This window comes from Afipia sp. GW822-FHT04G07 (genome assembly GCF_058800765.1).
In genome coordinates, this window is record NZ_JBXAMP010000001.1 from 405,034 (window position 1) to 427,834 (window position 22,801).

At 63.5% G+C, this 22,801-nt stretch carries 17 protein-coding genes, 2 tRNA genes and 1 pseudogene; 6 read left to right on the forward strand and 14 right to left on the reverse strand.

The features are described from left to right. Positions 1–134: 134 nt before the first annotated feature. The 6 genes from AC1RKJ_RS01960 to AC1RKJ_RS01985 form a co-directional block, all read right to left on the reverse strand. Positions 135–521 (reverse strand): VOC family protein, encoded by a 387-nt coding sequence (locus tag AC1RKJ_RS01960; RefSeq protein ID WP_492789227.1) that lies wholly within the window; start codon positions 519–521, stop codon positions 135–137. Between the two features lie 132 nt (positions 522–653). Continuing rightward, positions 654–1,823 (reverse strand): MFS transporter, encoded by a 1,170-nt coding sequence (locus AC1RKJ_RS01965; RefSeq protein WP_492789228.1) that lies wholly within the window; start codon positions 1,821–1,823, stop codon positions 654–656. Beyond that, positions 1,820–4,672, reverse strand: a complete 2,853-nt coding sequence (locus AC1RKJ_RS01970; protein ID WP_492792619.1) for a valine--tRNA ligase — start codon at positions 4,670–4,672, stop codon at positions 1,820–1,822. Before AC1RKJ_RS01970 ends, AC1RKJ_RS01965 begins: the two co-directional genes overlap by 4 nt. A gap of 90 nt (positions 4,673–4,762) precedes the next feature. After that, positions 4,763–5,563, reverse strand: coding sequence for a PopZ family protein (locus AC1RKJ_RS01975; protein WP_492789229.1), 801 nt, complete (start codon positions 5,561–5,563; stop codon positions 4,763–4,765). A 280-nt stretch (positions 5,564–5,843) separates the two neighbouring features. Then, positions 5,844–7,199, reverse strand: coding sequence for a TolC family outer membrane protein (locus tag AC1RKJ_RS01980; RefSeq protein WP_492792620.1), 1,356 nt, complete (start codon positions 7,197–7,199; stop codon positions 5,844–5,846). Between the two features lie 249 nt (positions 7,200–7,448). Further along, entirely contained in the window at positions 7,449–8,114 is a 666-nt protein-coding gene (locus AC1RKJ_RS01985) for a protein-L-isoaspartate O-methyltransferase family protein (RefSeq protein WP_492789230.1), read from the reverse strand. A gap of 172 nt (positions 8,115–8,286) precedes the next feature. Here AC1RKJ_RS01985 and AC1RKJ_RS01990 point away from each other — a divergent pair, with 172 nt between their 5' ends. Both AC1RKJ_RS01990 and AC1RKJ_RS01995 read left to right on the forward strand, forming a co-directional pair. Further along, positions 8,287–8,955, forward strand: coding sequence for a hypothetical protein (locus AC1RKJ_RS01990; protein WP_492789231.1), 669 nt, complete (start codon positions 8,287–8,289; stop codon positions 8,953–8,955). Between the two features lie 48 nt (positions 8,956–9,003). Next, complete coding sequence (locus AC1RKJ_RS01995) at positions 9,004–9,225, forward strand: hypothetical protein (protein ID WP_492789232.1); 222 nt, start codon at positions 9,004–9,006, stop codon at positions 9,223–9,225. A gap of 2 nt (positions 9,226–9,227) precedes the next feature. On the opposite strand, the gene AC1RKJ_RS02000 is transcribed toward AC1RKJ_RS01995, so the two are convergent. Both AC1RKJ_RS02000 and AC1RKJ_RS02005 read right to left on the reverse strand, forming a co-directional pair. After that, a complete protein-coding gene (locus AC1RKJ_RS02000; protein ID WP_492789233.1) occupies positions 9,228–9,389 on the reverse strand; it encodes a hypothetical protein in 162 nt (53 codons plus the stop codon). Positions 9,390–9,412: 23 nt separating this feature from the next. Next, positions 9,413–9,733: a hypothetical protein gene (locus AC1RKJ_RS02005; RefSeq protein WP_492789234.1), complete on the reverse strand. Its 321-nt coding sequence runs from the start codon at positions 9,731–9,733 to the stop codon at positions 9,413–9,415. Between the two features lie 141 nt (positions 9,734–9,874). Between AC1RKJ_RS02005 and AC1RKJ_RS02010 the strand changes: the two genes are divergently transcribed. Beyond that, a tRNA-Cys gene (locus tag AC1RKJ_RS02010) sits at positions 9,875–9,948 on the forward strand. Between the two features lie 119 nt (positions 9,949–10,067). Then, positions 10,068–10,142 (forward strand) — tRNA-Asn (locus AC1RKJ_RS02015). A 36-nt stretch (positions 10,143–10,178) separates the two neighbouring features. Here the strand turns inward: AC1RKJ_RS02015 and AC1RKJ_RS02020 are convergent. The 6 genes from AC1RKJ_RS02020 to AC1RKJ_RS02045 are packed head-to-tail and all read right to left on the reverse strand — an operon-like array spanning position 10,179 to position 22,068. After that, complete coding sequence (locus tag AC1RKJ_RS02020) at positions 10,179–10,952, reverse strand: tRNA-uridine aminocarboxypropyltransferase (protein ID WP_492789235.1); 774 nt, start codon at positions 10,950–10,952, stop codon at positions 10,179–10,181. 58 nt (positions 10,953–11,010) lie between these two features. Continuing rightward, complete coding sequence (locus tag AC1RKJ_RS02025; RefSeq protein ID WP_492789236.1) at positions 11,011–12,942, reverse strand: ABC transporter ATP-binding protein/permease; 1,932 nt, start codon at positions 12,940–12,942, stop codon at positions 11,011–11,013. Between the two features lie 54 nt (positions 12,943–12,996). Beyond that, entirely contained in the window at positions 12,997–16,101 is a 3,105-nt protein-coding gene (locus tag AC1RKJ_RS02030; protein ID WP_492789237.1) for an efflux RND transporter permease subunit, read from the reverse strand. Between the two features lies 1 nt (position 16,102). Then, entirely contained in the window at positions 16,103–19,255 is a 3,153-nt protein-coding gene (locus tag AC1RKJ_RS02035) for an efflux RND transporter permease subunit (protein ID WP_492789238.1), read from the reverse strand. Between the two features lie 34 nt (positions 19,256–19,289). Then, positions 19,290–20,657 carry an efflux RND transporter periplasmic adaptor subunit gene (locus tag AC1RKJ_RS02040; RefSeq protein ID WP_492789239.1) on the reverse strand — a complete coding sequence of 456 codons (1,368 nt, stop codon included), beginning with the start codon at positions 20,655–20,657 and terminating at the stop codon, positions 19,290–19,292. Then, positions 20,647–22,068, reverse strand: a complete 1,422-nt coding sequence (locus AC1RKJ_RS02045; RefSeq protein WP_492792621.1) for an efflux transporter outer membrane subunit — start codon at positions 22,066–22,068, stop codon at positions 20,647–20,649. The genes AC1RKJ_RS02040 and AC1RKJ_RS02045 overlap by 11 nt, the downstream gene beginning before the upstream one ends. Positions 22,069–22,374: 306 nt before the next feature. On the opposite strand from AC1RKJ_RS02045, the pseudogene AC1RKJ_RS02050 reads away from it, so the two are divergent. Both AC1RKJ_RS02050 and AC1RKJ_RS02055 read left to right on the forward strand, forming a co-directional pair. After that, a pseudogene (locus tag AC1RKJ_RS02050) lies at positions 22,375–22,548 on the forward strand (DUF1365 family protein); the annotation flags it as partial. A 62-nt stretch (positions 22,549–22,610) separates the two neighbouring features. After that, complete coding sequence (locus AC1RKJ_RS02055; RefSeq protein ID WP_492789240.1) at positions 22,611–22,796, forward strand: DUF1365 family protein; 186 nt, start codon at positions 22,611–22,613, stop codon at positions 22,794–22,796. Positions 22,797–22,801 lie beyond the last annotated feature (5 nt).

Consider the following 22,801-nt stretch of genomic DNA (forward strand, 5'->3'; position numbering starts at 1 on the left):
TTTGCATCGCGCTGACGCCGTACCGACGGATCGAGTGCCCGTTATGCGTAGCATGCATAACCAGGAAGGTGTGTTAGCTGCAACAAGCGGCATCCATCAAAACACAAGCACCTGTCATTCACGCTCATGAACGATCAGACCGCCACGTGGCACACCGCTTCGATCCGGTTGCCGTCGGGATCGCGCAGGAACGCTGCATAATAAGATGTGTGGTAATTGCGAAGGCCAGGCGCGCCCTCGTCGCTTCCTCCGGCCGCGATGCCGGCATCCCAGAAGGCGTCGACCTGAGTCTGCCACTTCGCCTTGAAGCACCAGTGACGGCCGGCGGCCTCCTCCGGCTTTGGTCCCTTGCGGATCGAGATGTAGACGCGGTCAGGATAGGCGGAGCGCGAACGCTCGCCGTAGCCGAGCCAGTCATCGCGGCGACCGACCTTGACGACGCCGAGCGCCTTCATGATCGCATCATAGAAACGCTCGGCCGCGGCAATGTCGGAGACGGTGATCGAAACATGATCGAGCATCTGACGCTCCAGGAAGTCACGCCGCGATTTTCATTCGCTCCGGCGCTTCAGCCAGCCATGGTGACGCTACCGCAGTTCGCAATCGACGATAAGACGGGTCTGAACCAAAGAATTCAAACCCGGCTGCTGTTCTCACGCGGGACGTCTGGAAAAATCGGTCAGCAGCGCAAACAGAATCATAAACAGCGCCGCGATCGCAACAGGCAGGAATGCAAATGCCGGGTTCTGGGTGATGTCCCATGCGATCCCGCCTGCGATCGAGGCGACGACCGCAACGCCGTAACCGATGGTGAAGACACCTGCCGACATGCGCGGCACGTCATTCGGCGACACCATCAGCGCGGGCAGCGCCAGCACAAGGGTCAGCACCACCGCGCAGGCAAAGCCGATAAGAGCTGCTGCTGCAATCACGGTCCATGGTCCCGGTGCGATGAGAATTCCGGCGAGACCAATAAGCCCGATAGCGCCGGCGCCAATCAGCGGCCATTTCTTTCGCTCCCAGCGGCTGGCCATCGCGAGCAAAATGAATGAAGCAGGCAACTGGCCGACATTGAGAGCCGTCAGCGCCGGGCCGATCAGCTCCGTTTGGCCGATGTGCAGCAGGTATCCCGGAAAGAAAGCGTTTGAGCAGAAATAGAGTTGATTGCCGCCGCCCATCATGAGGGCGATCTTCCAGAGCGACGGGTCGCGCCAGTCCGGCATCCAGACACGATGACGCGTGACCGGCGCACTCTTGCCGCCGGGCTGAAACAGGAAGATCACGAGCGCGATCGCAACAAGCGGGATCGACCAGAGCACGAGGCTGGCGCGCCAGCTTCCCGCGAGAAGCGGCAGGATAACGGCCGCGAACAGGACGGGGAAGATTTCGCCGCACAGCAGGCCGTTGGTATAGACCGCCGTGGCGAAGCCGATCCTGTCCGGCACCCACTGCCGCACTGTCGGCGGCAACGCAGGCTGCATGACCGCGATGCCCGCGGCCATGATGACCGTTGCGACATAAAGCACGGAGGTGTCGTATGCGACGCCGCGCAACGCCGACCCCGCCGCCGCTATCAAGAGTCCGATGATCAGCGCCGGCACGGCGCCCACGCGCGCAATCAGGAGCGAGCCGGGCACCGCGGCCAGCGCGAACAGGAAAACCGGGATCGCATTCAGGATGCCGACCTCGGTGCCGGACAGCTTGAGATCCAGAATGATGAGCGCAAGGACCGGCGGAACGGCGAGAATCGTCAGCCGCAGCCCGTTTCCGGCGAGCCAAAGGAGAACGAGCGAACCGAACGAGGATGACCGCTGCAACATCATGCAGCGCCTTTGAGCCGCTCCAGCGCTTCGAGAATTTTCGCTTTGCGGGCTTCCGCCTCGTCGCGCTTCTCACGCTGTTCGTCGATGACTTCTTCCGGCGCATTGGCGACGAACTTCTCGTTGCCAAGCTTGGCGTCGACACGCTTGATGTCCGCATCGGCCTGCGCGAGCGCCTTGTCGAGGCGGATTTTTTCCGCGCCGAGATCGATCACGCCCTTCAGCGGGATCGCGGCCACCTCGCCGCGCACCAGCAGTTGAACCGAGCCGTCCGGCGCGCGATCGGCAAACGAAATGTCACCGAGCCGCGCAAGGCGCTTCATCACGTCGCTCCAGCGCTCCGCGCGCGACTTGATGTCGGCGGACGCGCCCACCAGCACGAGCGGAAACAGCGTCGCGGGCGGAATGTTCATTTCCGCGCGCACCGACCGGATCGACGAGACGAGTTCGGTCAGCCAGCCGATTTCCGACTCCGCGGCCGGATCGCTGAACTGTTCGACCTCCGGTGAAATGATCACCGGCATGGCCAGCGGATCGCCGGACATTGCCGGTTCGATGATCGGCGCAGCCTGTGCCTTCAGCGGCCACTGCGCCAGCGCCAGCAAGCCGTCGCGCGTCTCGGTCACGGCCCAGAGTTCTTCCGTGAGGAACGGCATGAACGGATGCAGCAGCTTGAGGATTTCGTCGCGCGCCCAGGCGATGCTGGCCTGCGTTTCGGCCTTGGCCGGTGAATCCGCGCCCATCAAGACGGGCTTTGCGAGTTCGAGATACCAGTCGCAATACACGTTCCAGACGAAGCGATACATGATGCCCGCCGCGTCGTTGAAGCGGTAGGCCTGAATGGCTTCGGTGACCTCGACCGACGCACGCGCGGTCTCGTGCGCGATCCAGCGGTTGAGCGTTTCCTTGCTTTTGGCCGGATCGAAACCTGCGACCAGCGCGCAGCCGTTCATTTCGGCAAAGCGCGAGGCGTTCCACAGCTTGGTCGCGAAGTTGCGATAGCCTTCGACGCGCTGGGTCGAGAGCTTGATGTCGCGGCCCTGCGCCGCCATCGCGGCCAGCGTGAAACGCAGCGCATCCGCGCCGTAGTCGTCGATCAGATGCAGCGGGTCGATGACGTTGCCTTTCGACTTCGACATCTTCGCGCCCTTCTCGTCGCGGACGAGGGCGTGGATGTAGATCGTCGGGAACGGCACGTCTTTCATAAAATGAATGCCCATCATCATCATCCGGGCGACCCAGAAGAAGATGATGTCGAAGCCCGTCACCAGCACGTTGGTCGGATAGTAGCGCTTCACATCGACGTCGCTGTCCGGCCAGCCAAGCGTGGAGAACGGCCAGAGCGCCGACGAGAACCAGGTGTCGAGCACGTCCTCGTCGCGGGTGATGAAGCCGTCGCGTCTGGCGGGATCGCGCGCCATGGCGTCGCCCTGCTCCGCCGTGATGACGCCCTGCTCGACGTAATAGCCGAGCGCCTTGCCGACCGCTTCGTCTTCGGTCTCGGCGACGAACACCTTGCCGTCCGGTCCGTACCAGGCCGGAATCTGATGGCCCCACCAGAGCTGGCGCGAGATGCACCACGGCTGGATATTCTCCATCCACTCGAAGTAGGTCTTTTCCCAGTTCTTCGGCACGAACGTGGTCTCGCCGCTGCGCACCGCTGCAATCGCAGGCGCGGCAAGAGTCTTGGCGTCGACATACCACTGGTCGGTCAGGTACGGCTCGATGACGACGTTCGAACGGTCGCCGTGCGGCACCATGTGGGTGTTGGGTTCGATCTTCTCGAGGAAGCCGGCCTCTTCCAGCTTGGCGACGATGAGTTTGCGCGCGGCGAAGCGGTCCTTGCCGTCCAGTTCTTCGGCAAAGATCAATGCGGCTTCCGGAAGCCCGCGCAGATAGTCCTCGTTACCCGAGAGCGACATCCGCGCTTCCTGATCGAGCACGCTGATCGACGGCAGGCTGTGACGGCGGCCGACCTCGAAGTCGTTGAAGTCGTGCGCGGGCGTGATCTTCACCGCGCCCGAGCCCTTCTCGGGATCGGAATAGTCATCGGCGACGATTGGAATCAGGCGGCCGACCAGCGGCAGCACGACCTTCTTGCCGACGACGCTCTTGTAGCGGTCGTCCTCCGGGTTCACCGCGACGGCGGTATCGCCGAGCATGGTCTCGGGCCGCGTGGTGGCGACCACGATGAACGTGGATGCGTCCTCGGGATTGAATTGTTTGCCTTCCAGCGGATAGCGCAGGTGCCAGAGGTGGCCCTTGACCTCGATCTGCTGCACTTCGAGATCCGAGATCGCGGTGAGCAGCTTCGGGTCCCAGTTCACAAGGCGCTTGTCCTTGTAGATCAGGCCCTGCGCGTGGAGTTCGACGAACACTTTCGCGACGGCGCGCGATAGCCCCTCGTCCATGGTGAAGCGTTCGCGCGACCAGTCGCAGGATGCGCCGAGGCGCTTCAACTGATTGACGATGACCCCGCCCGACTCGGCCTTCCATTGCCACACGCGCTCGAGAAACTTGGCGCGGCCCATGTCGCGGCGGCCCGGCTCCTGCCGTTCCATCAACTGCCGCTCGACCACCATCTGTGTCGCGATACCGGCATGATCGGTGCCGGGCTGCCACAGCACGTCGCGGCCGCGCATCCGCTCGAACCGGCACAGGATGTCCTGCAGCGTGTTGTTCAGCGCGTGGCCCATGTGCAGCGAGCCGGTGACGTTCGGCGGCGGAATGACGATCGTGAAAGGCTCGGCGTCCTGCCGCTCGGGCCGTCCGGCCTTGAACGCGCCGGCGTCTTCCCACGCACGGGCAATACGGTTCTCGATCTCGGCGGGCTGGTAGTTTTTCTCGATCATCACGCTGCAATCAAAAGGAAAAGGCACGCGCTAGAAAGCTCCCAGCACGCGCCAAGTCAACACTTCAAAATGGAGGGCAGATCGGCCGGATCAGCGGCCGCGGGAGACCCGCTCGATCTCGGCCTTGACGATCCGCTCCACCAGATTGGGCAGATTGTCGTCCAGCCAGGATTTCAGCATCGGCCGCAGCATTTCCTTGACGAGGTCCTCAAGGGTCCGGGCGTTGTTGCTCAGGACGGTCGCGGCCAGCGAGTTGAATGCCGATTCCACAGCCGACACCGTCGAACCCGACAGGATCTGCGGCGCAGGCATTTCACGCGGCTGCGCCGCGGCAAAGGCCGGCGGATCCATGATCGGAGAGCGGTGGGTCGAGGTCTGGACCATGGGGGCTTCGGTGAATTCCAGATCGTCGTCTTCGGGGTCTATCTTGTTGAAGTCCGGCGGAGGCGCTGCCGGCATCGCCATCTGCTCGGTCAATTCGAACACGTCGGCGTCGTCCTCCGGTTCCTCGATCTTCGCCGGAGCGGCGGGCGCTGGTGCAGGCGCATCGAAACTCGCCATCATCGCATCGATTTCGGCCTGGCTGTTCTTTGCCGGCGCAGGAGCCGCCGCAGCGGGAGGCCGGGCCGGCACGACCTTGGACGGCGGAATACCTGTCATCGCCGGCCGCAGAGCAGCAGCCGCCGGGCGCGCCATCTCGGCTTTGGGAACTTCGGTTTTTGGCGTGTCCATTTTCGGCGGCGCTGCCGGAGGTGCGGCAGGAGCCGCCGCGGGCGCAGCCGCTGCCGCGCTTCCAGCGGCAGGCTTGGCCTCGTCATCGGAAATGATGCGCCTGATCGACGCCAGAATCTCCTCCATCGAGGGCTCTTGCGTCTTCGCCGGTTGCGTCATTTCCGACTCCACATCATCGGCTACCAGTTCATCCTGAGGGACATGCCGTCCTGAGACATGGCAAAAGCCGCACACCACCGCCACGAATCGCTTTGCGATCCTTAAGAACGGTATGTCATGGCAACAATTGATTGCAAGCAACGGCCGATGAACCGGGCCGGTTGATCACAGCGCTGATGGACTTGCGTGTGAGAGACCGGCGAACCGTCGGTCTCTGGAGTCGAACATCCGGAAAACCCTACCGCCGAAGCGGGAGGCGAATGTTACGACCGGACCGCTCTCAGCGGCCGTCGGGAGTCCGGACGCCGGCCCAGCTATCGCGAACCTGATGATAGTGGACGCTCGGATCGTAGACGTTGGTCGGCAGGTTCAGCACGCTTGGCGACAGGCGGCCGATTGAATTCAGCACGCTGTAAGATGCAACCACGCGATCGTGCTGTGCTGTCACCAGCGCGACGCGCGCATTCACCAGCGCCTGTTGCGCGTTAAGGACGTCGAGCGTGGTGCGCTGTCCCACCCGTGCTTCTTCGCGAACGCCGTTCAGCGCGATTTCGGACGCGGTCACCTGCGCCTGCGCCGACGACACCTGCGCCTTGCCGGCAACGAGCTGGCCCCACGCCTGCGCGACAGTGGCGCGGGTCTGGTCGCGGACCTGTTCGAGGTTGAGGCGCTGCTGCGCGAGCGATTCTTTCGACTGCCGGATCAGCGCGTATTCCGCGCCGCCCTGATAGACCGGAACCGTCAACTGGGCGACGGCGGATGCGCCGAACGCGCGGTACGACACCAGCGAGCTTTCATAGGATTGCTGCACGCTGCCCTGAAGGGTCACGGTCGGGAACAGCGCGCCTTCGTTGACCTTCACCTGAAGGAAGCTCACGTCGATGCCGTACATGGCGGCGGTGACGTTCGGATTTTCCAGCAATCCGCGATCAACGGCCGCCGCCAGCGTGGTCGGCAGGAAGCGATCGACCGGCGATCCCGCCGCGAGTGTGCCCGGATCGTTGCCGATGATGCGGCGGAAATTCGCGCGCGTGGTGGTAAGGTTTGATTCAGCCGTCAGAAGCTGCGTCCGGCCCGCCGCAAGCTGAGCTTCGGATTGCGCGACGTCGGTGCGCGTGACTTCGCCGACATTGAAACGATCCCGGGTCTGCTTGAGCGTCTGCTCCAGCACCCGCGTGTTGCTCTTCTGAACTTCAACGATGGCCGAGTCGCGCAGATAATCCATGTAGATCGTCGCGGCGGCGAACAGCACGGTCTGCTCGAGAACGCGCAAGCCTTCCCGCGCGGCGGAGACCTGACTTTCAGCAGCGCGCGTGCGGTTGGCGGTCTGGCCGCCATTGAACAGCGTCTGTGTGATGGTCGCACCGACCGAGCGCGGCGCGTTCACGCCGTTGATGCCGACCTCGCTCAAACGTCCGCTGGTCTGCGTGTTGGTCTGGGTATCGGTGTACTGGGTTCCGGCGCTCGCGGTGACGGCGACCTTCGGACGATAACCGGACAGCGCCTGAGGCACGTTCTCGTCAGTGGCACGGACGGACGCTCGCTGTGCGTTCAATTGTGGATTGTTTTGATACGCGCGAACGAGCGCGGCCTCGATTGTGTCGGCCATGACGGGAGTTGTCATGACGGAACCCATCAAGAGAGCCGCGAGAGCAACGCCCACGCTGAGCTTCATCCGATACCTAGCTTGCATTCATTTGTCCCCAAACCGGTTTTTGCTCGCCATGTGAGGCGCGTAAACCGGGTAACGTGAGTCGGGCAGAGCCCTTCCCCAGTCAGTCTATGCATCGCAAGTCCCGGGTGAAACCCCCCGCGCCGCGCCGCAAACGAAACAGTCCATATGGGACATTGCGGCCACACCTGCCCAATGGACAGGAAAACGGTCCTAGAAAGTGAACGCCGGGAGGCGTTCCAAACCCGGTAAAACCGGCGCGGACGCGTCAAACAGCACCCGGCTGCCGAAGTCGGCCGGTGACCGTGCGACCAGGGTCGCCCTTGGGGGCTGGTTGGCGGCGAACACCCCGACCAGCCGTCCGCCCATCTTGAGCTGCTCGTACAGCCGCTGCGGCTCGATCTCGGTGGCGCCGTCGAGAACAATGACGTCATAGGGCCCATGGGCGGAGTCGCCCGCGGCAGGCTCCGCGGCGGTGACGGTCGCATTGGTCAGTCCAAGGCCCGCCAAATTGGCTTTCGCCGTGGCCGCCAGCGCCGAATCCGGCTCGGTGGCGACGACTTCCCTGGCGAGATGGGCAATGACGGCCGCCGAATAGCCGGTGGCGCAGCCGACCACCAGCACGCGGTCGTTCTCGGTGATTGCGGCGGCCTGAAGCATTTTCGCGAGTACTGCGGGCTTGATCAGATGGCGTTTGGCCCGGCCGTCCGCCGCGACGTCGATGTCGAGGTCCAGATAGGCAATGGGGCGCTTGCCCTCCGGCACGAACGTCTCTTTCGGGACCGCGAGCATCGCATCGATGATCCGCAAGTCGGTCACGTCGCTCGGACGCACCTGACAGTCGACCATATTCTGCCGAGAGGTTTTAAAATCTGACATGGAGCAACCTCTAGACATGGTCTGGAAGAAACGAACATCGATCCGGCCGCGATCGGCCGGCGCGGTCCATATTTGCTGCAAGGCAGCGCGCGATGCAAGTCTGGCTGTGATATGAAACCGTGACGGTGACGACATCCCGGGGCCATCGAATATGGGGCATATGACTGGCAATATGACAGGGCGCCCTGCCCGTTTCCGGTTGTGCGCGATCCTGCGTGCTCTGCCGCTGGCCGCGTTGCTGATGTGCGCAGGCATTGCAGCCGCGCCCGCCCAGAGCGCCGGTCCCGCAACGGCGGCGTCCACGGATCAGCCCGCGCCGAAACGCAAGAAAGTCATCGACCGCGCCGCCGCCGTCATGAAGGCGCTGACCGACTATTCCGCCAGGCGCGGGCAGAAGCTTCCGGCACTCGCCGACTATTATGCCGCGAAAGCCGATCTCAAGGCCATCGACGACACCGCGCCGGAGGCCCCGCGCGCGAAAAAGCTGCTGGCGGCAATGCAGAAGAACGAGCGCGACTACATCCGCAAGCTCGGCGCGACGAAAAACATCAGCGCGAAGCTCGATGCGCTTGCGGGCAATGTCGATGGCCGCAAGCAATTCGCGGTCACGACGCGCAAGCAGATGCTGCGCCGGGGACTTGCGATGGACATCGCCACCTCGGGCGAACGCGAAACGGTTTTGAGCTACAAGTATTTCAAGATGGACCGGCCGACGGTTCTCAATCTCGCGGAGTCCGGCAAGATCTTCAACAAGGCGCGCGATCTCGGATTTCGCTCCATCGTCTTCACCAACGGTCACCTCACCTGGACCTATGACGTGGCGGCCAACACGTTTAAATGAAGCGTTTTGCAAATGACCGGCGACCGGCGCAAACAAAGCGATCAAGTTTTGGCGTCTGACAGCGGCGGACTGTCCGCGAGCGGACTTTCAAACGTCCGGCGGCAGATGCTGGAATTCGACGATCTGCCGCCCGAGGTGCGCGCGGCGTTGTCGTCGTCCGATCAGCCAAGCGATCAGATGATCGACGTGCTGTGCACCATGCATCGCAGCGGATACCCGGCGGCGGATTTGCTGAAGGTGATCGCGGCGAGCAACACCGGCAAGAACTAGTATCAGCCCCAGCCCGCGTTCTGAACCAGCAGCACCGCGACGATCACAGCAAGCGTCACGGCGGTGGCGATCAGCATCGCCCGTCCGCCCATGCCGCGCCCGATCCACCAGAGCAATGCCGCGCCCATCAGGACAGGAACGATGATATCGAGCGGCGTGCCCATTCGATGTCCTTGCGGAACGACCGTCAGTCTTTGGAATCGGTGTTGGACGCGTCTTTGCGGCCCATCCACTTGCGCTCGATCCATCCCAGCATATTGGCGAGCGGCAACTGGAGAAACGGAACATCCTGCGCGATCAGCAGCAGTCCGAGCGGCAGCATCCAGAGGCCGAGGATCGGCAGAATGCTGAAAATGCCGCCGAGAATCAGAAGCAAGGCAAGAGGAATGCGCACGAGGCGCGACGACGGCTCGCGAAGCCAGCGCACGAAACGGCCACCCTTGTCGGGAAGTTTTTGCGCGATCCACTCGAAATGGCGGTCGAGTTCGGCCTTCGCTTCAGCGCTCACGTCAAACCGCCTTGTTCCTGCCCGCGCACCGCTTGGGGCCCGTTCAAGATGACCTATGAACGACCTTGCCCGGCCGCAAGGCAACTCCGTGGCGACGTGTTGCCCAACTGGTTGATTGTCTATAAGAGTTGCGCCGCAAGGGGCCACGTGGCGGAGTGGTTACGCAACGGTCTGCAAAACCGTGTACACCGGTTCAATTCCGGTCGTGGCCTCCAGTTTTCTCTTAAGTCCGAGAAAACAATCTATTAGTCACGGCCTTCGTTTTTCAGCGATTTCCGCTTTGCAAGACTCGGGGCCTTTGTTATATGCCGCCCCATTGCTGCTTCAGCAGTATTCCTCGGTAGCTCAGTGGTAGAGCATTCGACTGTTAATCGAATGGTCGCTGGTTCGAATCCAGCCCGGGGAGCCAAACAAATTCAATCACTTACCAGCATCTAACGCGCGTCTAGAACGCCGCTTTCGCCTTGCCGCGACGGTTTTCCGGACGCCGGTAGTCGCGCTTCGGCCGCGGCTTGGGCGCCAGTTCCGGCATGGTCGCCTGCACCGCGCGGTATTGCGCCAGCATTCGCTGAAAAGTGGCGTTGAGCGTCGCCTCAATGTTGCCACGTCCCTCGAGCCTGCCGAGCACCATGCCCGCCGCCTCGATGGTCGACAGACCGTCGCTGCGCGGTTCCTTGCGCAGCTTGCCGTACAGCGAGGGCTGCTTCGGTCCGAGAATGATGCGGCGGCATTTCAGCATCCACGCATTGCGCCACCACAAGGCCTTGGCCTGGCTCCATGTGCCGTCGAGCAGCACGATGCCTTCGATGTCTTTCAGGATCGCGCGCTGGTTGTCCTCAAGTTCACCCTTGCGATTGACGACGACCAGATCGCGCTCGGTGTCGAGGTCCGCGAGTTTCACCGAGCCAAGATAGAGGATCGCCCAGTCCTGCGGGTCGACGGTGCGGCCGAGCGCCTTGGACAGGCTCGGCCACGACAGCCCGATCTTGTGGGTGGCTTTCGTGAAATGCATCGCGGCCAGCCGCCCGGTGCCAAGCGCCCTGTCCTGCTCCTGCGGATGTTGCAGGATCAGCAGTTCGATTTTGTTGGCGATCGGCTCCACGCTGTCGCAAATGCACAGCGGCAGCGGCTTGCCGCAGCGCTCGCAGCCTTCGATCTCGATGACGGCCTCTGCTGGCGACGCGGCTTTGGCGGGTTTTTTGGCGAGTGTTTTGGACATATGTCCGGCTATACGCCCCGCGCCGGACGGCAGCAACCGGCAAGTCGCTCGCGGCCCATCAGGCCGCCTGCTTCGGCGGAGGCGCGGCGCGCCCACGCAGCCAGCGGCCCAGCAGACGCCGGCGTCCCCCGCGCGGGATCAGATCGATGTCGCTCACGAGCTTGGCTCCGCCCTTGCGGCGTTCGAGCGTGATCTTCCGCGAGTGAAACGCCTCCAGTTCGGCGCGATGCGCGACACTGATGATGGTCGCGTCCTGCAGTTCCTCGTTGAGCAATTCCATCATCCTGTCCTGCCCGCGCGCGTCCAGCGCGGAGGTCGCTTCATCGAGCACGATGATGTCGGGCCGATGCAGAAGCAGACGCGCGAAGGCCAGACGCTGTTTCTCGCCGCCGGACAACGTCTGGTCCCACGGCGCCTCGTCCTCGATCTTCTCCTTGAGATGCGCGAGACCGACCTTGTCGAGCGCCTCGCCCATTTGCTCGATGGTCCAGTCCTCCGCCGCTCCTGGATACGCCACCGCGCGCCGCAGCGATCCCGACGGCACATAGGGTTTCTGCGGCAGCATGAACATGCGGCGGTCGGGGTGAAAGTCGACACTGCCGTCGCCCCACGGCCAGAGCCCGGCGATGGCGCGCACCAGCGTGCTTTTGCCGGTGCCGGATTCACCCGCCACCAGAACCCGCTCGCCCGGTTCGATTAAAATTTCCGACTGGCCGACGACGGCAGTGCCGTCATCGAGCGTCACCGACAGGTCGTTGAGGCGCAGCGCTGCCGTGCCGGTGGTCTCGCCGCGCTTGATCCGGTTGTGACCCTCGCCAAGCTCGGCGCGCTCAAGCCCGTCGAGCGACATCATCAGGGAAGCGATCCGGCGCGCACCCGCGTTCCACTCGGCAAGGCGCGGATAGTTGTCCACCAGCCAGCCGAAGGCATGCTGAACGATGGTGAACGCGGACGCGGCTTGCATGACCTGCCCGAGCGACATGCTGCCCTCGAGGAATTTCGGCGCGCAGAGCAGGATCGGGATCACCGGCGCGATCAGGCTCGATCCCTGCGACACGACCGTGGTGCGCATGTGCTGGCCGCAGAGCCTCGCCCATTGCTTCAGGACGTTGGTCAGCGATTTGTCGATCCCTGAGCGTTCCTCTTCCTCGCCGCCCAGCAACGCGATACTCTCGCCATTCTCGCGCACGCGCGTCAGGGCGTAGCGATACTCGGCCTCCGCCTGGTTCTTGCCTTCGGAGACAGCGACGAAATTCCGGCCGATGACCATCATCGAACCGCTCGCGATCACTGCATAGATAATCGCCGCGACGACGAGAAAGCCGGGAATGATGATCGTGCTGCCCGCGACCGACAGTGTCAGCGCGCCGCCGATCGTCCACAGCACGATGATGAACGTGGTTGCCGAGAGAAACGCCTGCGTTACGCCGGCGGCAAAATCGACCGGCGCGTCGGTGGCGACGCGCAGATCCTCGGCGATGCGGTATTCCGGATTCTCGTGATCGCCGCCGACCAGATTGAGCTGGTAATAGCGACCGTTCGTGAGCCAGCGGGAGACGACGGAATTCGTCAGCCACGCGCGCCAGCGGCGCTGGATCGTCATGCGCGCGAAGACCTGCGTGACGCCAACCACGATGCTGCCGACGGCCAGCGGGAAGAACAGCGCGGTCAGATGAAAAACCTGACCGGCGTCCTTCTTCTCGATGGCGTCGAAGATCGCCCTGTTCCAGACGTTGATGCCGTACTGGAAAGCGATCTGAATGACGATAAGCGCCAGCAGCCCGCCCGAGAGAGCCCAACTCAGTCTACCGCCGTTCTTGCCCCAAAATCCGCGCGCGCTGATCCAGAACCGCGTCAGCAGATAATCGCGTCTGATCTCCTCGGCTTCTTCGGGCGACAGTTCGGGATCGGGTTCAAGGATTTCGGGCGGCGGAGGCTCGACTGATTGTCCGTTTTCGGCGGCAACATCCTGTATTGGCGGCTTATTCATGCCCGACAACGCCAAGGGAACTCCAAAGTTCCCCCAGCATGTGCACCGCCGCGATTATTCGGCGGGCGCCGTCGCGGGCAGCGGCCTAGGTCTCTCCCGGCCCCGCAGCCGGTCGATCAGCAGGTAGATCACCGGCGTCGTGTAGAGCGTCAGGATTTGCGAGACGATCAGCCCGCCGATGATGGTGATGCCGAGCGGCCGGCGCAGTTCGGTCCCCGGCCCTGTCGCAATCACCAGCGGCACAGCGGCGAGCAGCGCCGCCATCGTGGTCATCAGGATCGGACGGAAGCGCGCCAGACTGGCCTCGAAGATCGATTCCTCGGACGACAGCCCGCGCTGCCGTTCGCCTTCAAGAGCGAAGTCGACGATCATGATGCCGTTCTTCTTCACGATGCCGATCAGAAGAATGATACCGATGAAGGCGATCACCGTCAGCGGCGTGTTGGTGATCTGCAAGGCCAGCAGCGCGCCAAGCCCGGCCGGCGGCAATGTCGAGATGATGGTCAGCGGATGCGCGAGGCTCTCGTACAGCACGCCGAGCACGATATAGACGGCGATCAGCGCGCCGAGAATGAGCAGCGGCTGACGGTTCGCGGTTTTCTGGCTATCGGCGGCATTGCCCGCGAATTCGCCGCGGATGCCTTCGGGCATGTGCAATTCCTCGACCGCGCGCGTGATGTTGTCGGTCGCGGTTTGCAGCGGCACGTTGGGCAGCACGTTGAACGAGATCGTGTTCGAGGGGAACGAGGCCTGATGATAGACCGACAGCGGCGACAGCCCGCGCTCCATCTTCACCACGGCGGACAGCGGCACCTGCGCATCGCCCGCACCGGCGACAAAGATCTTGTCCAGCGATGACGGATCGCCCTGCAACCGCTGATCGACCTCCAGAATGATCTGATACTGGTTTCGCTGCGTGTAGATGGTGGAGATCTGCCGCTGCGAGAATGCGTTGTTCAGCGCATTATCGATGTCCTGAGCCTGAACGCCGAGGCTTGCCGCCTTCTGACGGTCGATCGACAGGTTCAGCGCAAGTCCGCCGGCCTGCCGGTCGCTGGAGACGTCGGTGATGCCCTGCACATCTTCCATTTTCTTGGCGACAATCGGCGCCCACTTGGCCAACAGATCGAGATCGGAACTGATCAGCGTGTATTGATAGTCGGAGTCGCTTTGGCGGCCGCCGGCGCGCAGATCCTGCGCCGCGAACATGAACAGCCGGATGCCCGGCACCGAGCCCAGTTTCCGCCTGAGGCGATCGATGACGTCCTGCGTGCTCAGTCCGCCCCGCTCGTCCGGCGATTTGAGGCTGATGAACATGCGTCCGGTATTGTTGCCGCCGAAACCGCTGGTGCCGCCGATGCTCGATCCCACGCCGTCGACGGCGGGGTCCGCGACAACGATGTCCGCGATCTGCTGTTGCAGGCCGAGCATGGCCTGAAACGACACATCCGGCGATGCGCGCGTCGATCCGATCACGAGACCGCTGTCGTCCTGCGGGAAATATCCCTTCGGCATCTTGATATAGAGCGTGACCGTGAGCGCGATGGTCGCGAAGAACACCAGCAGCGTCAGAAACGGAAACCGCAGCACCACGCGCAGGGTCCGCTCATAGAACCGCACGATGGCCGACAGGCTGCCTTCGACCACGCGATCGAACCGCGTGGCGTCCGGCGAGATCGTGCTCTTGATGTAATGCGCGCAGATCATCGGCGTGACCGTCAGCGACACCACCATCGACACCAGAATGGCGAACGTCAGCGTAAGCGAGAACTCGCGGAACAGCCGCCCGATGATGCCTTCCATGAAAATCAGCGGCGTGAACGCCGCCACCAGCGACACGCTGATCGACAGCACCGTGAAGCCGATCTGCTTCGCGCCGAGCAGCGCCGCCTGATAGGGCTTCATGCCCTCCTCGAGATTGCGGTACATGTTCTCGATCATGACGATGGCGTCGTCGACTACGAATCCGACCGACACCACCAGCGCCATCAGCGACAGATTGTTGATCGAGAAGCCCGCGACCCACATCAGCGCGCAGGTGCCCGCCAAGGCCAGCGGCACCGAAATCCCGGCCGCGATGGTCGGCGTCGTGCGGCGGACGAACACGAACACCACGAGCATCACCAGCAGCGCCGTGGCCCCGAGCGTCCACTCCATGTCCTCGACATTGGCCCGGATCGTTCCGGTGCGGTCCGACAGGATCGATATGTCGATCCCGCCCGGAATCCACTGCTTCAATTCCGGCAGCAGCTCCTTCACGCGGTCCACCGTCTCGATGACGTTGGCGTCCTGCTGCTTCGTCACTGTGATCAAAACCGCCGGCTGCTTGTTGAACCATGCGAACGAACGGCTGTTGCGGGTCGCGTCAGAGACGTCGGCCACGTCGGCGAGCCGCACGAAGTTGCCGCTCGCGCTTTTAATGACGATGTCGCGGAACTGCGCGGCAGTGCGCATCTGCGGATTGGTCGCGATGGTCTCGCCGAGAACCGGGCCGTTGAACGCGCCGACCGGCCCGATGGCGTTGGCACTGACGATGGCCTGACGAACATCGTCGCTGGCGATGCCCGCCGTGGACAACGCGCCGGGATTGAGCTGGATGCGGACTGCCGGCTGATCCGCGCCGCTGACCGTCGCCTCGCCGACGCCGGGCACCTGCGAAATGCGCTGGGCGATCACGGTGTCCGCCACGTCGTAGATCGCGCTCGACAGCATGGTCTTCGAGGTCAGCGCGATAATCAGTACCGGCGATGCGGCGGGATTGGCTTTTCTGAACCGCGGTAGCGTCGGCAGGTCGGTCGGAAGGTCCGCGAGCGAGGCATTGATCGCGGCCTGCACGTCGCGCGCGGCGCGGTCGATGTTGCGGCCGATGGCGAATTGCAGCGAGATGTTGGTCGAGCCGAGCGAACTGGTGGACGTGATCTGGTCGATGCCGGCGATTTCACCGAGCCGCCGCTCCAATGGAGCCGCGACGGTCGAGGCCATGATGGTGGGATCGGCACCGGGGCGCGATGCAGAGACGCGGATCGACGGGAAGTCGACCGACGGAATGCTCGCGACCGGCAGGAACTTGTAGGCGACCGCCCCCACCAGAAACAGGCCGATGGCCAGCAGTGTGGTGCCAACCGGCCGCCTGATGAATGGTTCGGAGAGCGATGCCATCTTATTGCACCCCCTCGGTGGCTCCCGCGATCGGAGGCGACGGCTTGCCGGACTCGTCAGGCGGCACCGCGGCTTCGATCCGGCGATTGATCCGGTCGAGCGCGAGATAGATGACCGGAGTGGTGTAGAGCGTGAGGATTTGCGACACGATCAATCCGCCGATGATCGATACGCCGAGCGGGAACCGCAATTCCGAGCCGGTACCGCTTTCAAGCGCAAGCGGCAGCGCGCCGAACAGCGCCGCCAGTGTCGTCATCATGATGGGGCGGAAACGCAGGAGGCACGCCTGCACGATGGCGTCGTAGGCCGACATGCCGCGATGGCGCTCGGCCTCAAGCGCGAAGTCGATCATCATGATCGCGTTCTTCTTGACGATGCCCATCAGGAGAATGATGCCGATCAGGCCGATCACCGACAGATCCTGCCCGCACAGCATCAGAGCCAGAATCGCGCCGACACCGGCGGACGGCAGCGTCGACAGAATGGTGACGGGATGGACGTAGCTTTCGTACAACACGCCGAGCACGATGTAGATCGTGACCAGCGCAGCCAGGATCAGCCACGGTTGTCCGGACAGCGACTTTGCGAATTCAGCCGCATCGCCCGAATAAAGACCGACGATGTTGCCGGGCATCCCGATCCGGGCTTCGATCTCGGCCACCTTCTCGACCGCATTGCCGAGCGCCTCGCCCGGCGCGAGATTGAACGACAGCGATACCGCCGGAAACTGCGACTGATGCGAGATCGACAGCGGCGCGGTGGTGCGCACGATGCTGGCGACCGCATCGATCGGCACCTGCGCGTTCGGCGCGCCCGACGCCCCGGCCGCGCCCGGCACATACAGTTTCGACAGCACGGACGGATCGCGCTGATATTCCGGCATGGCCTCGAGCACGACACGGTACTGGTTGGCCTGACCGAAAATCGTCGAGATCTGACGCTGGCTGAAGGCGTCGTTCAGCGTATCGTTGACGGCCTGCACCGAGACGCCAAGCTGGCCCGCGCGCTGGCGGTTGATATTGACCAGAGCGCGAAGGCCGCCCTCCTGCCCGTCCGACGACACGTCGCGGAACATCGGATCGCGCCGCATTTCCTGCACGAGCTTGTTCGACCATTCGATGACGGACGGCGCATCCGTCGCGGTCAATGTGTACTGATACTGCGACCGGCTGGCCCGCGTGCTGATCTGGATGTCCTGCACCGCCTGGAAATAGACGGTCATGCCGGGAATGGACGCCACGCGCTCCTTCAGCCGGTTCACGACCACGGCGATATCGGTCTTGCGTTCGCCGCGCGGCTTCAGCGTCAGGACGAGACGCCCGACATTGGTGGTCGGGTTCACCGAACCCGCGCCGATCACGGAGACCACGCCGGTGATGTCGGGATCGGCCTTGATGGCGTCGGCGACCTGCGTCTGCCGCAGGCGCATATCCGTGAACGAGACCTCCGGACCGGCTTCGGTGACCGCCGTGATCGACGCCGTATCCTGCAACGGCAGGAAGCCTTTCGGCGCGACCACGTACAGCGCGAGCGTCGCGATGATCGTGAGGAACGTCACCACCAGCGTCGCGCGCTGATGCCGTAGCACCGAGAGCAGCGTCCGGTGATAGAAATCGACCATCTTGTCGATCCAGCCGCTGACCGTGGCTAGACCCGGCACCCTGAATTCCTCATGGTGCATCTTCAGCAGCCGCGAGCACATCATCGGCGTCAGCGTCAGCGACACGACCATCGATGTGACAACGGCAATTGTGAGCGTCAGCGCGAACTCCCGGAACATTCGCCCGACAAGGCCCGACATGAACAGCAGCGGAATGAACACCGCGATCAGCGAGACCGTCAGCGAGATCACGGTGAAGCCGATTTCGCTCGCGCCCTTCAGCGACGCCTCCATCGCGCTCTCGCCGTTCTCCATGTGACGAACGATGTTCTCGATCATCACGATGGCGTCGTCGACCACGAAGCCGGTACCGATGGTCAGCGCCATCAATGAAAGATTGTCGAGGCTGAAACCGGCGAAGTACATCACGCCGAAACTGGTGATCAGCGACAGCGGCAGCGCCACGCCCGCGATCAGCGTCGCGCGCAGCGAGCGCAGGAAGATCAGCACCACCAGCGTGACCAGCGCGACGCTCAGCACCAGCGTGAACTGCACGTCGTGAACCGACGCGCGAATGGTGACGGTGCGGTCGCTGACCACGGTCAAGTCCACGCCGGCGGGAACGGCCTTCTGAAGTTTCGGAATCTCCTCGCGGATCTGCCGCACCACCTCGATGACGTTGGCGCCGGGCTGGCGCTGGATCTCGATGACGACCGCGGGCTTGCCTTGATACCAGGCGCCGGTCTTCTCGTTCTCCAGACCGTCGATGATCCGGGCGACATCGCCGATGGTCACGGGCGAACCGTTGCGATAGGCGATGATGATGGGCTTGTAGGCGTCGGCGGTGGCGATCTGATCGTTGGCCGCGATGGTGTAGGCCTGCTGCGCGCCGTCGAGCGAGCCCTTCGGCCCGGACACGTTCGCACCGGCAATGGCCGTGCGCAGATCTTCCATCGAGATGCCGTAGGCGGAGAGTCTCGCGAGATCGGCCTGCACGCGAACCGCGGGCTTCAATCCGCCGAGAATGGAGACGCGGCCGACGCCGGAAATCTGCGCAAGGCGCTGCGCCATCATGGTGTCGGCGATGTCGCTCATCGCGCGCAGCGACGAGGTCTCCGACGTCATGGCGAGCGTCATGACTGGCGCGTCGGCCGGATTGACCTTCGCGTAGGTCGGCGGATACGGCAGGTTCTTCGGCAGCACGCCTGCCGCGGCGTTGATTGCTGCCTGCACGTCCTGCGTTGCGCCGTCGATGTCGCGGTTGAGATCGAACTGCAATGAAATCTGGCTGACGCCGAACGAACTCACCGAGTTCATCGACACCAGTGACGGGATCTGCCCGAGTTGCCGCTCCAGCGGTGCGGTCACCAGCGAGGCGGCGACATCGGGACTCGCGCCCGGCAATTGCGTCGTCACCTGCACCGTCGGAAAGTCGACCTGCGGCAGCGCCGATACCGGCAACGCCCAGTATCCAAGGCCGCCGCCGATCAGAAGCGCGATGCCGAGCAGCGACGTTGCAATCGGCCGATGGATAAATGGTTCCGAGACGCTCATCGATGCGCGCTCACAGGTTCGAATTTAGCCGGGCTCATTGCGGCGCTTTCGCGCCGCCGCCCGTTTGCTGTTGCCCGCCTTGCGGCGAGGCCCCCTGTTCTTTTTGCCCCTGTTCCTTTTGACCGTTGCGCCGTTCGCCGTTGCCGCGCTGGCCTTTTTCCCCCCGGCCTTCGCGCTTGCGCGGCGCAAGGTCCGGCGTCGGTGCCTGATAGTCCTTGCTGATGGTCACCTTCGCGCCGTCCGACAGGTTGGCGAAACCGGTGGTGACCACGCGATCCTCGACCGTGATGCCCGACGCGATGACGGCGTTGGTTTCGGTTTGCAGCGTGACGTTGACGGTCTTGGCGGTGACGATGTCGTCGTTGCCGATCACATAGACGAACGTGCCGGCTGGACCGCGCTGAACCGCAGCGGTCGGAACCACGACAGCCTTGTCCAGCGTCTGCACTTTCAGGCGGACATTGACGAACTGTCCTGGCCAGAGCTGAAAGTTGGTGTTCGGAAACTCGGCCTTGATCTTCACGGTGCCGGTGGTCTGATCGACCTGATTGTCGATGCCGCTCACGGTGCCGGTGTCCACGACGGTCTTGCCGTCGTTGCCGAACACGTCGACTGCCAGCGGTCCCTTCGCCGACGCCGCATTGACGCGGACAATCTGCTGCTGCGGCAGGCTGAACTGAATGGAGATGGGCTGCAGCTGCGTGATCACCACGACGCCGGTCGCGTCCGAGGTCTGGACGATATTGCCCTGATCGACCTGACGAAGTCCGGCGCGGCCCGACAGCGGGGCGATGATCTTGGTATAGCCGAGCGTGGCCTGCGCGTTGTCGACCGCCGCCTGATCGGATTTCACCAACGCTTCGAGTTGTGCAACGAGCGCTTTCTGGGTGTCCGCCTGCTGCGCCGAGCCGGCCTTCGCTGTCGCCAGTTGCTGATAGCGAACCAGATCCGTTCGCGCGTTGGTGAGCGTCGCCTCGTCCTGCGCCTTCTTGGCGACAGCCTGATCGTACTGCGCCTGATAGATCACCGGATCGATCTCGGCCAGCACGTCGCCCTTTTTGACGTCCTGACCTTCCTTGAAATTCACCGACAGCAGCTTGCCGTTCACCTGCGCGCGCACGGTCACGTTGTTCAGCGCGCGGACGGTGCCGACGCCGTCGAGATAGACCGGCACGTCCTCGATGCGCGGCGTCGCCGCGAGCACCGGGATCGCCTGATCGGGCCGGGTGCGGGTCGCGGTCTGACCCGGCTTGTAATAGTTCCAGGCGATGTAACCGAGGCCACCGATGATGAGCAGCCAGACTGCGATCGAGACGGTGCGCCGCCGCGCGCCGGAAGCCACGCGCGCCACGCCCTCACCGGCCGCTTTGGCCTTTTCGTTCAGCTCGGGCTTAAAGAGCATCCACCGGCCCTTCCGTCTTTGGCGACCAACCGCCGCCCAATGCCTGATAGAGAGTTACGACTGCAAGCAGCCGCGCGAGCTGGAACTGCGCCAGCGAATCTTCAGCCTGAAATAACGTCAATTGGGTGTTTAGCACAGTCACGATGTCGGCTGTTCCGGCGCGAAGCTGCCGTTCGGACAGCTCGAACGCCCGGCGGGACGACGCCACCACGATGCGCTGGAGCCGCAGCCGCTCGTTGGCCTGCTTGAGCGTGGTCAGCGCGGTGTCCACGTCGCTGAAGGCCGACACCACGGTCTTGCGATAGGTCTGGAGCAGTTCATCCTGCCGCGCTTTCTGCAGATCGAAATTGGCCTGGATGCGGCCCGCGTCGAAGATCGGCTGGGTCAATCCCGCGGCCATGTTGAAGAACGCCGACTGCGGCGTGAACAGCGCGGCCAGCGCCGCGCTCTGGTAGCCGCCCTGCGCGGTCAACTGGATGCTGGGAAAAAATTGTGCCCGCGCGCTGCCGACATTTGCCGTCGCTGACGCAAGCTGGTTCTCCTGACGCCGGATGTCCGGGCGCTGAGTCAGCAATTCGGACGGCAGTCCGGGCGTCACGCGGGGAATGGCAAGCGCGCCGAGCGATCCGCCGCTCAGGCGCACACGCTCCGGCGGACGCGCGACCAGCGTCGCCAGGATGTTCGCGTTCTGCGCCAGCGCCTGCCGCAGCGGCGGAATCGATGCCTTCTGGTTGGCGAGCAGGCTTTCCTGTTGCGCCAGATCGAGATCGGAGCCGGTGCCGGCATCGACGCGCGCCTTGATCGCATCAAAGATGCGCTGCGCACTGGCGATGTTGCGCGTCGCGATGTTGATGCGTTCCTGCGCCGCGACCACCTGGAAATAGGCATTGGCGACACTTGCGAGCGTGGTCAGTGTGACCACATCGCGATCGAAGCGGTTGGCATTCGCGGTTTCTTCCGCGGCCAGCAGTGCGTCGCGGTTCTTGCCCCAGAAATCGATTTCATAGCTCGCGCTCAGCGAGGCCGTGTGGTTGGTGACCTCGCCCCGGCCGCCGATGGTGCTGCCGGAGGTCACCACACCGGTGTTGCTCGACGACCGCGAGCGCGACCCGGAGAAACTTCCCGTCACGTTCGGCAGCAGCGCCGCACCCGCCGTCTGCGCCAGCGCGTCTGCCTGCCGGATGCGGGCGACTGCGGCGGCAATGTCGAGATTGACCGTCTGTGCCTCTTCCATCAGGACGGTCAGTTCTTTGGAACGAAAGCCGCGCCACCAGTCCAGCGCCGGCGGCAGGTCGGCCACGGAACTCGTCGCCGATTTGTAGGCGGCCGGGACGTCCAGCGCCGGGTCCGGCAAATCGGTCGTCAGAATGCAGCCGCCCGACGTGGCAGCCACCGCGAGTGCCGCGCACATCGCGAGTGAGGACCACGGGAACACTCCGCGCCTTGACTTCAGGGGCAACACGAACACCGGGGTGAACACTCTCCGAGGGGCCAGAATCTCATTCCGAAGGCCAGAATCTCATTCTAGCTGGCCGTTTGAACGGCGCACAGGGATGTTCAGGCGCCGCCCCCAACACAGCCGCAATCTGTGTTCGTTCGGTGTCACATCCGGAAATGCGACTTAGGCCTGCAAATCGAGGGTTTTCGGCGGCCGCCCGCGAAAAACGCTGCGTTCTCTTACGAAGAATTCATCTCGGAATCGCTCTCGGGACCGCGCATTGGCCGTCTCGGCAACGTCGGGCACACCGGCCTCAAGCCCATAACTCGAAGATTCGTGGGCCATCGGTTCAGCTACGAGGTCACGAGCCTGCTTATCGGTCTCGACAGGCTGGACCAAGCGGATCGCCAGTCGCGCCTGTTCGGCGTCGACCGCGCGGCGCTCTACAGCTTTCGTCCTTGTGCGCTCACGCCCGGCGCACACGGTATTGATCTCATCGACTGAAAAATGCTGGCTTGCGAACGTTCGCTGCGCTGCCGTTCGTGACCTTCAAAATCATGGCGGCGATTCACCGGGAGGCCTTGCGTCTTTGGTTCAAAGGCGCGAAACTTGTGACAAGACGAACAGCAAAGGACAGTTCGGCGGATCAACGGCCGACACACGCGAGCAGAAGATTTGGACACAGAGCCATATCCCACTGACGGAA